Origin of the sequence: Luteibacter sp. 22Crub2.1 (genome assembly GCF_900167995.1) — a bacterium.
GTDB lineage: Bacteria > Pseudomonadota > Gammaproteobacteria > Xanthomonadales > Rhodanobacteraceae > Luteibacter > Luteibacter mycovicinus.
The window spans coordinates 182,273-195,077 of record NZ_FUYT01000002.1 but is presented as its reverse complement, the minus strand read 5'-3'; the positions used below and the strand labels follow the sequence as shown (position 1 = coordinate 195,077).

Genomic DNA, 12,805 nt, shown 5'->3' with positions numbered 1-12,805 from the left:
CCGACGCGTGACGCGCGATGGATCAGCCCCGTCGTCGACGCAGGCTGTCTTTCACGTCCACATCGAAACGCACCGTCGTCGCGACCGTATCGTATCCAGGGATGTCGAAGACCAGACCGTCCTTGCTGGGCAGACGCGACTGCAAGTCTTCAAGCGCCAGCCGCGGTACTTCCATCCGCCACTCGTGTGCATTGCCCGACAGCCCACACACCACGGCGTCGGTCGCGTCGACGGCGTAGCGCATGGTGAATACCGTGCCGAAAGCCGTCGAACCGAGCAACGCGACGTCCTGCAACAGTTCGCTCAGTTCGTCCTCGTCGATGCGCACGCGGATCGTGTCGTTCTCCAGTTGCACTCTCATGCGTTCGCCTCACGCCATTCGTCGGGGGTGTTGCAGTTGACCAGCAGGCGCGTGTCCAGGGTGTCGATCGCGAGTCGGGCCGCACCCAGGCGAGACTGCAGGGCCGATACGGAGCAGGTCCTGCCAAGCTGCGTCATGAGTTCGGCCAGCGCCGTGCGAGAGGCGCCGTCGAGCGTCATGCGCATGGGCAACGGGTAGCCGTGCCACACTGTCGTGCGCTCGGAGCGCGCAGCAATCAGCGGTTCCAGCAAGGCATTACTCAGCCGGGGCATATCTACCGGAACGACCAGCAGCTCGCCATCCGGCAGATATTCCACCGCGCTGGCGATGCCGCCGACGGGCCCGCTGCGCGGCCACCGGTCAGGTATGCCGCCGGGCCGGTCGCCGCTCACCGCCACGATCGTCGCACCGACGGCGCGCAGCGCCGTGGCCGTCCGTTGCAATAACGTGCGCCCTTCGATGATCAGCGACGCCTTGTCGGCCCCCATGCGCGAGGACAAGCCACCCGCCAGGATGAGCCCGACGATCACGGCGCATCCGCCGGGTCGAGCGGCCAGGCGTCAGTCGTATCGCCGAATGCGTCGGCGGCGCTCAACCACACATCCGCCTGAGTAAATGGCACGATGCGATAGGCCGCTTGCGCCTGCATCAGGCGAATCGCTTCGAGCCCATCGACATCGCTGACGCGTTGGCCAAGGGCAAAATGATGCATGCCCTCGCGCATACCGACGCTCTCGCTCATGCGAACCCGCTGCGACCGCTCGGCGCCGAGGCCCGCCATGGCACGAAGTACCGGAGCGACGAAGAAACGATAGCCGACGGCCACCGCGATCGGATTGCCGGGCAAGCTGACGACCATCGTCCCGCGATCGAAACGCGCGGCAAGCAACGGCTTACCCGGGCGCATGGCCACTTTGTGAAAAAGCGTCGTCGCGCCCAGCGAAGCCAGCGCCGAGGGAACGAAGTCGAAGCGTCCCGCGGACACCGCTCCCGTCGTGACGATGAGATCCGCCCCTGCCTGGAGAGCATCGCGCACCGCCTCGTGGAATGCGTCGCCGATATCCGGGACGCGACGACGGAACAGGAGCTCGGCGCCCCAGCGAACGAGGCTTGCCGCGAGAAACGGACCGTTGGAATCGTGGATGCCACCGGGCGGCAAGGGCCCGACGGGATGCAGTTCGCTGCCAGTGGTGATGATGGCCACACGCGGCCGACGGGCGACGTCGATCGTTTCGATACCCAGTGCCGCCAGCAACATGATGGCCGCCGCATCGATGCGCCGCCCGATACCCAACGCGAGGCTACCTGCCTCGATGTCGCTACCGGCCGCACGCACGTTCTGCCCGCGGCGTTCGTCGATGGTGAAGCGAACGATACCTCCGCTGCGCTCACACCGCTCGACAGGGACGACGGTGTCGAACCCGGCCGGCATCCGTGCGCCGGTGGCGATTTCGCAGCACTCGGCATCCGGATAACCTTCGGCGCCGTCGCCTGCCGCGTGCATCGCCGCGATCGCATAAGTCGCACCCGCGGCGATCGTCTCACGCGGTGCGCGTAGTGCGTACCCGTCCATGGCGGCGTTATCGAAGCCTGGGAGGGACATCGGGCTGACGATGTCGGCGGCGAGAATGCGTCCTGCCGCCGTGTCGACCGTGACGCGCTCGCTCTCCAGCTGGCGGGATTCGGCGAGAAGGAGGTCGAGTGCGTCGGGGTAGGAAATCATGGGAGAAGGGTAACCCTTCGTGGGACGGAGAGCATCGGTGACAGGGTTGGCTCCCACCAGAAGGCGGCGATCTGGGGGAGCGTGCCTCGGTCGATCCCAAATCCGTTGGGAGCCAGCCTGCTGGCGATGCTCCGCCAGCAGGCCCGCCCACCATTCATGCCGAACGGCGCGACGCCTCCTGCACCGTCGCCGGTCGATACGCCTCGAAAGCCACCGTCGCCGACGCGCGCCCCTGGCTCAGCGAACGCAACGCGGTGCTGTAGCCGTCGAGCTGCGCCAGCGGCACATCGGCTTCGATCTCGGTTCGCTCCTGCGTATCGGCGAGGTGGACGATCTGCCCACCGCGACGCTGCAGGTCGCCCAGTACGTCACCGACCGCCGCGCCCGGCGTCGACACCGACACGCGCATCACCGGTTCCAGCAACACCGTACCGGTCGCTTCCAGCGCCGACTTCACCGCGATCTGGGCCGCTCGATGGAACGCGGCTTCGTTCGAGTCCACCGCATGGGCCTGACCGTCGAGCACGATCACTTCCGCACCGACCACCGGGTAACCACGCGGACCTTCGAGCAGGGCCGAATGCGCGCCCTTCTCCACCGCCGACTGGAACTGCTTCGGGATGACGCCGCCGGTCGTCTTGTCGACAAACCGGTTGGCATCCTCGCCGGTCGGCGCCAGAGACAGCACCACGCGTGCGTACTGCCCGCTGCCGCCCGTCTGCTTGGCCAGTTTGCCCTCGACCGGGCCCGAGGCCTTCGCGGGGGTTTCCTCGTACGCCACGCGCGGTGAACCGGTGCGCACCTGCACACCCCACTCGCGACGCAGCCGCTCGACCATCACTTCGAGGTGCAGCTCGCCCATACCCCAGACCAGCGTCTCGCCGGTTTCAGGATCGGTGCTCACGCGGAAGGAAGGATCCTCCTGCGCGAGGCGTGCCAGGCCATTCCCGAGCTTGAGCAGATCGGCCGAGCGTTCGGGAGACAGTCGCCAGGACAATACCGCCGGCTGCGCCTGGATCGTTTCCAGCCGCACATGGCGATGCGAGTCCGACAAGGTTTCGCCTGTCGCGACGTCTTTCCAGCCGGCAATCGCGACGATGTCTCCCGCCTCGGCGGCGTCCACCGCCTCGGTATCTTCCGCACGCACGACCGCCAGGCGGCCGACCCGCTGCACGCGATCGGTGCCGCTGCGCCACACGGCATCGCCGACGTGCAGGCGACCCGAATACACGCGCACGAAGGCCAGCGGACCATGTGCCTGGTTGACCACCTTGAAGACGAGCGCAGCCAGCGGTGCGTTCGCGTCGGGGGCCAGCGAGACGTCACCGTTATCGGTGTGCGCGACGACGGACGGTCGATCCAGGGGCGACGGCAGGTACGCGACGAACGCATCGAGCAACGGCTCGATACCGACATTGCGGAACGCGGACCCCGGCAATACCGGCGAGCCGAGGCCCGCCAGCGTGCCACGACGCAGCGCCGCCGTGAGGACGTCGGCATCGATCGGCTCTTCCGCCAGCCAGAGTTCGGCAAGCGTTTCGTCACGGTCCGCCACGGCGGCCACGAGTTCGGCGCGTGCGTCGGCATGGGCGGCACGTTCCGTCCCGTCCCAGCCGTGCACGCTCGGCGTGCCGTCGTCATCGAAACGCCATGTGCGTTCGCCGACGAGATCGACGAGACCGGTCATGTGCTCGCCCTCGATCACCGGACGCGCGACGACCCACGGATTGGCACCGAGTTTGTCGCGCATCTGTGCGACCACCGCATCGAAATCCGCGCCCGGGCGGTCCATCTTGTTGACGAAGGCCATCAACGGTACGCCGTGCCGGCGCGCCTGGCGCCATACGGTTTCCGATTGCGGCTGCACGCCGGCGACGCCCGAGAACACGGTCACCGCACCGTCGAGCACGCGCAGCGAACGTTCGACCTCGATCGCGAAGTCGATGTGCCCGGGCGTATCGATGAGGGTCAGCCGATGCGGCTGGTCACCTTGCGGAGTCCAGTTCGCGCGCACGGCCGCGGCGCCGATCGTGATGCCACGCTCGCGCTCGAGCTCCATATGGTCGGTGGTGGTCGCGCCGTCGTGCACCTCACCGGTGCGATGGATCGTGCCGGTCTTGTAGAGAAGCCGCTCGGTGAGCGTGGTCTTGCCCGCGTCGACGTGCGCGATGATGCCGAGGTTGCGCCAGCGGCCGACGGGAATGGTGGTTTCGCGAGTGGTGGTACTCATGGCTAACGATGTCCTGATGGGATCGCCAGGGGCTCGAAGAAGCGGTTCCGAGCGAGGCACTCCCCGATCCGACGACCGCCGCCCCTGGCAGAGCAGGACGGGTCAGGATCGGGGGTCGCGGCTGTTCTTCATGACACGGAGACTCCGGTAAAGGCCTGGAAACGGCGGGTTTGGTCGAATGCGAAACAAAAAAAAGCACCCTTGCGGGTGCTTTCGAATCTTCGAGGCCGGGCGCCGTCTTACGACAGCGTTCCACCTTGCACGGAGCGCGCGCACCCGCGACGCGCCCCAGGGGCGATCGGTAGGTCGAGCATCAAATCGTGCTTGCAGCGGAACATGGTGTGGCTCTCGTGGTGAGGGGCGGATCTTACGCCTCGTCGGCGTTCTGCGCACTAGGTAGGGGTGATTGGTGAGGTTTCAAGGCCTTGCTGCGCGGGAATCGCCTTGCGCGGGAATCGCCGGCAGGGCCGGCTCCTACCTGTCTGCGGCGACCCGGTCGGATCCCGCAGAGAGGCCGGAGCCGGCCCTGCCGGCGACGCTCTTCAGGGCAGCGCGTAAGCCACCACGTAATCACCCGACTTGGTCCCCAGCCCGCTGTGCCCGCCGGCGGCGATCACCACGTACTGCTTTCCGCCGACCGAGTACGACATCGGATTCGCCTGCCCACCCGCCGGCAGACGTGCCTGCCAGAGGACCTTGCCCGTCCGCTCGTCCATCGCACGGATGTAGTTATCCGCCGTGGCGCCGATGAACACCAGGCCGCCCTTGGTGGTCATGTTGCCACCGATGTTGAAGATGCCGGTGGGCAGCGGCGCGTTCGTATGCGTGCCGAACGGACCGGTGTCGCGCGTCGTGCCGAGCGGATGCTCCCAGACCAGCTTGTGCGTGACCAGATCGATCGCGGCCAGTGTGCCCCACGGCGGCGGATTGCACGGCACGCCGAGCGGGTTCAGCCACGGATGCACCTTGCCGACATAAGGCGTGCCGTACTGCGGAGCCAGACCGCCGCCGACCTTTGGCTCGTCACCGGTGCCGTCCCACGGTTTCACGTAGCCCTTCTGTTCCGCCGGCTGGCGCGGCGCAAGGCTGACGATGAAGGGGATGTAGTTCGCGTTGGCGATGATCAGCTTGTTATACGGATCGATCGAGGCACCGTGCCAGTCGATCACACCATCGAAAGCCGGATAGACGATCGTGTCCTTCAGCTGCGGCGGCGTGAACTGGCCCTCGTACGCCGCCTTGCGGAACTCGATGCGGCACATCAGCTGATCGACCGGCGTCGCGCCCCACAGCGATTGCTCCGTGAGATCCTTCGGTGTCAGCGACGGCATACCCACCGAGTACGGCTGGGTGGGCGATGCGAAGTCGCCCGGCACCGTATCGGTCGGCACCTTCTTCTCGGCAACTTCGGTCACCGGCTTGCCGGTGCGGCGATCGAGTACGAAGAACTCGCCGCGTTTGGTCGTCTGTACCAGGGCGGGAATCGTGCCGCCATCGGGACCGGGCAAGTCGACCAGCGAAGGACCCGTCGGTACGTCCATGTCCCACAGGTCGTGATGCGTGTTCTGGTAGGTCCACTTCGGCTCGCCGGTTTCGATATCCAGCGCGACCGTCGAACTCGACACCTTCTCGTCGAACGGACGACGATGGCCGCCGAAGTAATCCGGCGTGGCGTTACCCATCGGCAGGTAGACCATGCCCAGATCCGGATCGGCGGTGTACACGCCCCACGCGTTAGGCGTGCCGCGTGTCAGCTGATCGTTCGGACCCGGCGTCCAGTTCTGCGGATCGTGCCCGACGTCCCACGCCCAGACCAGCTTGCCGGAGAGCGGATCGAACGCGCGCACGGCACCCGACGGCTCGCCTTCCGCCTGATTGTCGTATACCCAGCCACCGAGGATCACGCGATCCTTCAGCACCATGGGCGGCGACGTCACGAAGTGGAAGCCGGCCGGCACATGGCCGAGATACTGCGTCAGCGAAACGAAGCCGTGCTCGCCGAAATCCTCGCAGGGCTTGCCGGTGTCGGCGTTGAGCGCGAGCACGCGGGCATCGAGTACCGGCGCGATGATGCGACGCGGACAATCGGTCTGCGTGCCCTGCGGCGCTTCGTAATACGCCACGCCGCGGCAGGCCAGATAGACGTCCGCATCGGTATTGGCTTTGGGATCGAAGCTCCACTTCTTCGCACCCGTGGCGGCGTCGAAGGCGACCACCCAGCTATGGCCCGTACACACGTAAAGCGTGTCGCCGATCTTGATCGGGGTGTTTTCGAAGTTGAACTCGTGACCCGCGTCGGTACCGCCCTGATCCTCACCCGGACGCATGGTGTCGCCCGTCCGCGCCGTCCAGGCGACCTTGAGGTCCCTGACGTTGGTCGCGTTGATCTGGTCAAGCGGCGAGAAGCGATCGCCCCTGGGTGTGCGGCCGTAGAACTGCCAGTCGCTGTCCGGCACCGAGGCGTCGTGGCCATCCGCCATGTTTCGGATGACCGCTTCGCCCTGCGTGCCGACGGGCTGCATGAAACCCGCCACGCCGAGACCGACGCTGACGATAACGGCTACGATCACCGCGAAGGCGCCACCGCCCGAGGGAGTGAGCTTGCGACGTACCCAGGGCATGACGAGATAAATACCGAGCACCACCGGAACCAGCAGTCGCGGTTCCAGCTGCCAGCCCACGAGCCCGACCTCGGTGAACGCCCAGATGGCCGTCCCGAGCAGCACCACGGCATAGAGCCAGAGTGCGCTGGCCGAACCGCGCGCGAGCAGGATGCCGGTCGCTACGACCGCGGCGCCAGCGATGAGGTAGTAGAACGAGCCTCCGAGAGCCGCGAGCCACGCTCCGCCTCCCACGAGAAAGAGACCTAGAAGCGCTATGACCACGCCCGTGATACGGGGCGGCCTGCGTGAATAAAGAGTGGACGGCATTTCATGACTCCGGTGGGTGACGCGGCAGGGGCGCGTCGCGTCGAAGCCGCGGTTCGCGCAAATCATAGCCATGGCAGGTATATGCAGCGTCTACATCCGGCCGGTCACAATGGAGCATCCCCCGATGGAGTCTTCGCATGCGCTACATCAAGCTCGGCCGTACCGGCCTGGATATCTCGCCGCTGGTGCTCGGTTGCATGACTTACGGCGTTCCCGACCGCGGAAACCACGCCTGGACGCTGGACGAAGAGCAGAGCCGCCCCTTCATTCGCAAGGCGCTGGACCTTGGCATCAACTTCTTCGACACGGCCAACGCCTACTCCGATGGCACGTCCGAGGAGATCGTCGGACGCGCCCTGAAAGATTTTGCGAAACGCGACGAGGTGGTGATCGCCACCAAGACCTTCTTCCACTGGCGCAAGGGTCCGAACGGCGGCGGCCTGTCGCGCAAGGCGATCTTCCATTCGGTGGACGACTCACTGGCCCGCCTCGGCACCGACTACATCGACCTGTTGCAGATCCATCGCTACGACCAGACCACGCCCATCGAAGAAACGCTCGAGGCGCTGCATGACGTGGTGAAGGCCGGCAAGGTCCGCTACCTCGGCGCCTCGTCGATGTATGCGTGGCAGTTCGCGCAGATGGTTTACACCTCGCGGATGCACGGCTGGACCGAGTTCGTCAGCATGCAGGATCACTACAACCTGCTGCAGCGTGAGGAAGAGCGCGAGATGATTCCGTTCTGCATCGACGAGCACATCGCGGTGTTGCCTTGGAGCCCGCTGGCACGCGGACGGCTGACGCGCGACTGGGACGAAGGCAGCGACCGGCAGAAGAGCGATGTCTTCGGCGGAACGCTTTACAACGCCACGGAAGATTCGGATCGCGCCATCGTCGCGGCGGTGAAGAAGGTGGCCGATGCGCGTGGCGTGCCTCGTGCGCAGGTGGCATTGTCGTGGGTGGCGCATCGTGACGGCGTCACCGCGCCGATCGTCGGGGCGTCGAAGCCGCAGCATCTCGATGATGCGGTGGCGGCGATCGATCTGGAGCTGACCGAGGAAGAGACGGCAGCTTTGGAGGAGGCTTATACGCCGCGGGCGATCGCAGGGTTCGAGTAAGCGTTGCTTGCGGCAGTTCGGCTATGTTGTTGTCATACGGCGGTCTCGCCGCGCTGCGCGCGGATCGCCAGCGGGGCTGGCTCCTACCAGAGCAACGCATCGCGCTTCTGGTAGGAGCCGGCCCTGCCGGCGATTCAACCCCGCCGCGCCATCGCCTGTTCGATCACGTCCGCGGCCAGCGACGCACCTCGCTCGGCCCGGATGACGCCCGCGGCGCGCTGGGCACGCAAGGCCACGCCTTCGTCAGTCAGGAGGACGCGCAGCTTCGCCGCCGCCCGGTCGGCGCGGTAACGCGATGCCGGCAACACATCGCCCACACCCAGCCGAAGCACACGCGCCGCGTTGTCAGGCTGATCGAAGCCATGTGGCACCACGAGCGCCGGACACCCCGCGCGCAAACTCTCCTGCGTCGTGCCGACACCCCCGTGATGTACCACCGCGGAAGCGCGCGGGAACAACGCGCCGTGTGACGCATATTCCACAGCCATCACCCCGGCTGGCAACGTGTCGGGCAAGCGCGCGCGCATCTCGGGCGAGCCGGTGAGCAAGACGGCACGACATCCGAGCGCCCCTGCCGCCGCCATGCTCTCGCGAAGGAAGGCCTCGCCCGCGTGCACCGCCGCCGATCCCAGCGTAAACACGATCGGCGCGTCACCCGCGTCGAGAAACGCCGACAGCTCCGGGGGAAGGGTTTCGTTGAAGGGCGAGTAACGGCAATAGCCAGTGACCACGCTGTGCGCCGGGGCATCCAGCGGCGCATGCCCCAACAGCGGCGAATACATCGCCAGCACACCATCGCGCGCGTGCTGTCCGCGATGAAACGGATCGCCCCACACCGACACCGGCGCCAGACCCAGCGACTGCCGGAAGCTGCGCACGGCACGTGTCCACGGTGCGGTCACCCGCTCACCGATCCGGCGCACCCAGGCGCCACGACGCGGCGACGCACGTAAGAAACGGTCGAGTCGCGCCATGCCCGTCGCCGGCGGATCGAAAGCGGAAAGGAACACCGCGGGCGACAGGACGGCGGACAACCACGCCACGCGTGTCGTCTCGCCCAGAATCTGGCCGGCGAAGGCGAGCGTCGAGGTGACGATCGCATCGGCCTCCAGACATACTGGCGCCAGCGCGCGGTAGCTCGCCGCGACATCCTCCGCAGCCAGGTCACGTACGACGAAGCGCGGACCGCGCAGCGGATGGAACGCCCGGGCAGCGAAGGCGGCCTTGTCCTCGGGCTCCGCGATCCCGCTGGCAAGGACGAACCTCAGCCCGGCCTCCGCCACCGCCTCGCGATGAATCGCATGGGCACCGATGGTGACCCGATGGCCCCGCGCCGCCAGCTCCCGCCCCACGGACAGGAACGGAAACAGGTCACCCTGCGATCCCACCGTCGCCATCACGATGTGCCTTGCCGCCATGCCTTACTCCCGATGACCTGGCGCATCGTCGCGGGCGACATGTCGACGCGATGCATGCCTGGCTCGTTGACCTGCCCCGTCCGTAGGGCTAACCTCTGGGCCGCCAGCGGTCTTTATCTCTCTATTCGAATAGAAGGATAAAAGCTAAGAGGGAAGCCGGTGAGAATCCGGCGCTGCCCCGCAGCGGTATGTGGAGACGAGCGCGTCATCAGCACTGGATCGATGGCGATCCGGGAAGCGACACGCAAGGCGGCACCCAGGTGCCACATCCACGAGCCCGAAGACCTGCCGCCGGCCTGGGCGCGCGTGCCGTCATGGGTGCGTGTGCCCTGCCCGACCTGGGCCGTCGCGTTCGCGCGAGGGTCCGGTTCGCCCGCGGGGGCGAAGGTCGACGGCAAGCCGCATGACGCCTTCACGCTGCCGCACCTTCCGTGTGGCAGTGCACGTGCGTCCGCGACGAACCGCCCTTCCCTCCTCTTTGCCACGAAGAGGAATCATCCACATGCCACACGTTACCTACCCCGGTTTTCCCCGCATCGGCCGACGCCGCGAACTGAAGCGCGCGCTCGAAAGTCACTGGAGGGGCGAAACCAGCGCCGACGACCTGCTCACCGTCGCCCGTCAGCTCCGCGAACGCCACTGGCGCCTCGCGCGCGACGCGGGAGCCGACAGCGTTCCCGTCAACGACTTCTCGCTTTACGACCATGTGCTCGATGCCGCCGTCGCGGTCGACGCCATTCCCCCGCGCTACCGTGCACTCCATCAGCGCGATCCGCTGGCCGGCTATTTCGCCATGGCACGCGGCCGTCAGGACGGCGAAGTCGACCTGCACGCGCTGGAGATGACCAAGTGGTTCGACACCAACTACCACTACATCGTCCCCGAGCTGCAGGCGGGCCAGTCGTTTGCCACGCGTGCCGACAAGGTCGTCGCGGAATATCGTGAAGCCGTCACCCTCGGCCATGCGGCGCGCCCCGTACTCCTCGGTCCGTTGACCTTCCTCCGTTTGGCCAAGACCGTCGACGGCAGCGATCCTCTGGCGCTGCTCGACGCGTTGCTGCCGGCGTGGAGCGGTTTGCTCGATGCGCTCGCGGACGCGGGTGCCGACTGGATCCAGGTCGACGAACCGGCCCTCGTGCTCGATCTCGAGCCGGACTGGCAGGCGGCCTATCGCGGCGCTTATGCCGCCATCGGTGAACGGTCGCGCGGCCGCATCCTGCTCGCGACCTATTTCGGCGAGCTCGGCGGCAACCTCGAACTGGCGGCGTCGTTGCCCGTCGCCGGCCTGCATGTCGATCTCGCGCGCGCGCCCGGGCAACTGGATGCCGTGCTCGACGCGCTTCCCGCCGGTCGTGTGCTGTCCGCCGGCGTGCTCGACGGCCGCAACATCTGGCTGAGCGACCCGTCCGCCATCGCGCCGCGCATCGCCAGCGCACGCGAGCGCCTCGGCGACGGGCGTCTCTGGCTGTCGACGTCGTGCTCGCTGCTGCACGTGCCGATCGATGCGTCGGAAGAAAAGCACCTGCCGGGTTCGATCGGTGACTGGCTGTCGTTCGCGCGGCAGAAGATCGTCGAACTGCGACGCTATGCCGACGCCGTCGTCGGCGACGACACGGCGCAGCTCGCGCTCTCGCGTCAGCAAGCGACAGTGGAGGCGCGACTGCTTTCTCCCGACGTGCTGCGCGCCGACGTGCGGGCGCGCGTACGTGGACTGACGCCCCAGTTCGGACAGCGCCGCTCGGCCTACGCGTTTCGCGCAAATGTGCAGAAGCAGCGCTTTGGCCTGCCCGACCTGCCGACCACCACCATCGGCTCGTTTCCGCAGACCACGGAACTACGCCTTGCGCGTGCCGCGCATCGCTCGGGCAAGCTCGACGACGAGGCTTATACGGCCGTGCTTCGCGAGGAGGTGCGGCGCGCCGTGGCGTTTCAGGAAGAAGCGGGGCTCGATGTCCTCGTGCACGGCGAGCCCGAGCGCAACGACATGGTCGAGTACTTCGGCGAACAGCTGCAAGGCTACGCGTTCACGTCTCTGGGCTGGGTGCAGAGTTACGGCTCGCGCTGCGTCAAGCCGCCGATCGTCTTCGGTGACGTGGCGCGTCCCGCCGCGATGACCGTCGCCTGGTCCGCATACGCCCAGTCCCTGACCGCCAGGCCGATGAAGGGCATGCTTACCGGTCCGGTGACGATGCTGCAGTGGTCGTTCGTACGTGACGATCTCCCGCGTGCCGAGGTGTGCCGACAGATCGCCCTGGCTTTGCGTGACGAGGTCCACGATCTCGAGAAAGCCGGCATCGGCATCGTGCAGATCGACGAGCCGGCGCTGCGCGAAGGCCTTCCCCTCCGCCGGGGTGACTGGGCCACCTATCTGGACTGGGCGGTCGACGCGTTCCGGATTACCGCGGGTGGCGTCAGCGACTCGACTCAGATCCATACCCACATGTGCTACTCGGAGTTCAACGACATCATCGAGGCGGTCGCCGCGATGGACGCGGACGTGATCTCGATCGAGACCAGCCGCTCGCGGATGGAGCTGCTGGACGCCTTCACACGGTTCCGTTACCCGAACGGCATCGGACCCGGCGTCTACGACATTCACTCCCCGCGCGTGCCCGGCAAGGAGGAAATGGCCGATCTGCTGTCCCGGGCGCTCCAGGTGCTTCGTCCGGACCAGCTCTGGGTCAATCCCGATTGCGGCCTGAAGACCCGCGGCTGGCCCGAGGTAGCTGAGGCCCTGACCGGGATGGTGGCCGTGGCCCGGGCGGCCCGCGAACGGCTGGCGGAGGTGGCCTGACGGAAAAAGGGGCACCGTGTCCCCGCGCTGTTGGCCTTTCGCGCGCGGGGCGCGCTCCCATACGGCGGCTGCCGTAGGAGCGCGCCCCGCGCGCGAAAGGCCAACAGAGCGGGCGGCAACCCCCTCCCAACCCCCCTCCTACCCCTTCCCCCGCTGAACATCCATGCAATCGTCACCCGCCGGGGGTACCCTTGCCGCTGCAAACCGGCGACGGGGCGTGTATCATGGCGC

At 67.0% G+C, this 12,805-nt stretch carries 8 protein-coding genes and 1 riboswitch; of the genes, 2 read left to right on the top strand and 6 right to left on the bottom strand.

The genetic code is table 11. The annotated features are described in order from the left end of the window. Positions 1–22 precede the first annotated feature (22 nt). The 5 genes from B5X73_RS02710 to B5X73_RS02690 form a co-directional block, all read right to left on the bottom strand. Positions 23–361, bottom strand: coding sequence for a hypothetical protein (locus B5X73_RS02710; RefSeq protein WP_139382633.1), 339 nt, complete (start codon positions 359–361; stop codon positions 23–25). Then, positions 358–891, bottom strand: coding sequence for a molybdenum cofactor guanylyltransferase (locus B5X73_RS02705; protein WP_254857206.1), 534 nt, complete (start codon positions 889–891; stop codon positions 358–360). The genes B5X73_RS02710 and B5X73_RS02705 overlap by 4 nt, the downstream gene beginning before the upstream one ends. Then, positions 888–2,084, bottom strand: a complete 1,197-nt coding sequence (locus B5X73_RS02700; RefSeq protein WP_079520469.1) for a molybdopterin molybdotransferase MoeA — start codon at positions 2,082–2,084, stop codon at positions 888–890. Before B5X73_RS02700 ends, B5X73_RS02705 begins: the two co-directional genes overlap by 4 nt. Positions 2,085–2,238: 154 nt before the next feature. Next, positions 2,239–4,314 carry an elongation factor G gene (gene fusA / locus B5X73_RS02695; RefSeq protein ID WP_079520468.1) on the bottom strand — a complete coding sequence of 692 codons (2,076 nt, stop codon included), beginning with the start codon at positions 4,312–4,314 and terminating at the stop codon, positions 2,239–2,241. 542 nt (positions 4,315–4,856) lie between these two features. Beyond that, positions 4,857–7,244, bottom strand: coding sequence for a membrane-bound PQQ-dependent dehydrogenase, glucose/quinate/shikimate family (locus B5X73_RS02690; RefSeq protein WP_079520467.1), 2,388 nt, complete (start codon positions 7,242–7,244; stop codon positions 4,857–4,859). Between the two features lie 137 nt (positions 7,245–7,381). Between B5X73_RS02690 and B5X73_RS02685 the strand changes: the two genes are divergently transcribed. Then, positions 7,382–8,362 carry an aldo/keto reductase gene (locus B5X73_RS02685; RefSeq protein WP_043695848.1) on the top strand — a complete coding sequence of 327 codons (981 nt, stop codon included), beginning with the start codon at positions 7,382–7,384 and terminating at the stop codon, positions 8,360–8,362. 134 nt (positions 8,363–8,496) lie between these two features. Here B5X73_RS02685 and B5X73_RS02680 read toward each other — a convergent pair whose 3' ends face one another. Continuing rightward, complete coding sequence (locus B5X73_RS02680) at positions 8,497–9,780, bottom strand: glycosyltransferase (protein WP_079520466.1); 1,284 nt, start codon at positions 9,778–9,780, stop codon at positions 8,497–8,499. A 90-nt stretch (positions 9,781–9,870) separates the two neighbouring features. Further along, a riboswitch (cobalamin riboswitch) is annotated at positions 9,871–10,088 on the top strand. Positions 10,089–10,282: 194 nt separating this feature from the next. Between B5X73_RS02680 and metE the strand changes: the two genes are divergently transcribed. Beyond that, the gene (metE, locus tag B5X73_RS02675) at positions 10,283–12,574 is read left to right on the top strand and encodes a 5-methyltetrahydropteroyltriglutamate--homocysteine S-methyltransferase (RefSeq protein ID WP_079520465.1); all 2,292 of its coding nucleotides are present in this window, start codon (positions 10,283–10,285) and stop codon (positions 12,572–12,574) included. Positions 12,575–12,805: the final 231 nt, after the last annotated feature.

Bases quoted from the DNA above. Each gene is read 5' to 3' on its own strand.
- B5X73_RS02710 (WP_139382633.1), bottom strand. From the start codon at position 361: ATGAGAGTGCAACTGGAGAACGACACGATCCGCGTGCGCATCGACGAG.
- B5X73_RS02700 (WP_079520469.1), bottom strand. From the start codon at position 2,084: ATGATTTCCTACCCCGACGCACTCGACCTCCTTCTCGCCGAATCCCGC.
- fusA (WP_079520468.1), bottom strand. From the start codon at position 4,314: ATGAGTACCACCACTCGCGAAACCACCATTCCCGTCGGCCGCTGGCGC.
- B5X73_RS02690 (WP_079520467.1), bottom strand. From the start codon at position 7,244: ATGCCGTCCACTCTTTATTCACGCAGGCCGCCCCGTATCACGGGCGTG.
- B5X73_RS02685 (WP_043695848.1), top strand. From the start codon at position 7,382: ATGCGCTACATCAAGCTCGGCCGTACCGGCCTGGATATCTCGCCGCTG.
- B5X73_RS02680 (WP_079520466.1), bottom strand. From the start codon at position 9,780: ATGGCGGCAAGGCACATCGTGATGGCGACGGTGGGATCGCAGGGTGAC.
- metE (WP_079520465.1), top strand. From the start codon at position 10,283: ATGCCACACGTTACCTACCCCGGTTTTCCCCGCATCGGCCGACGCCGC.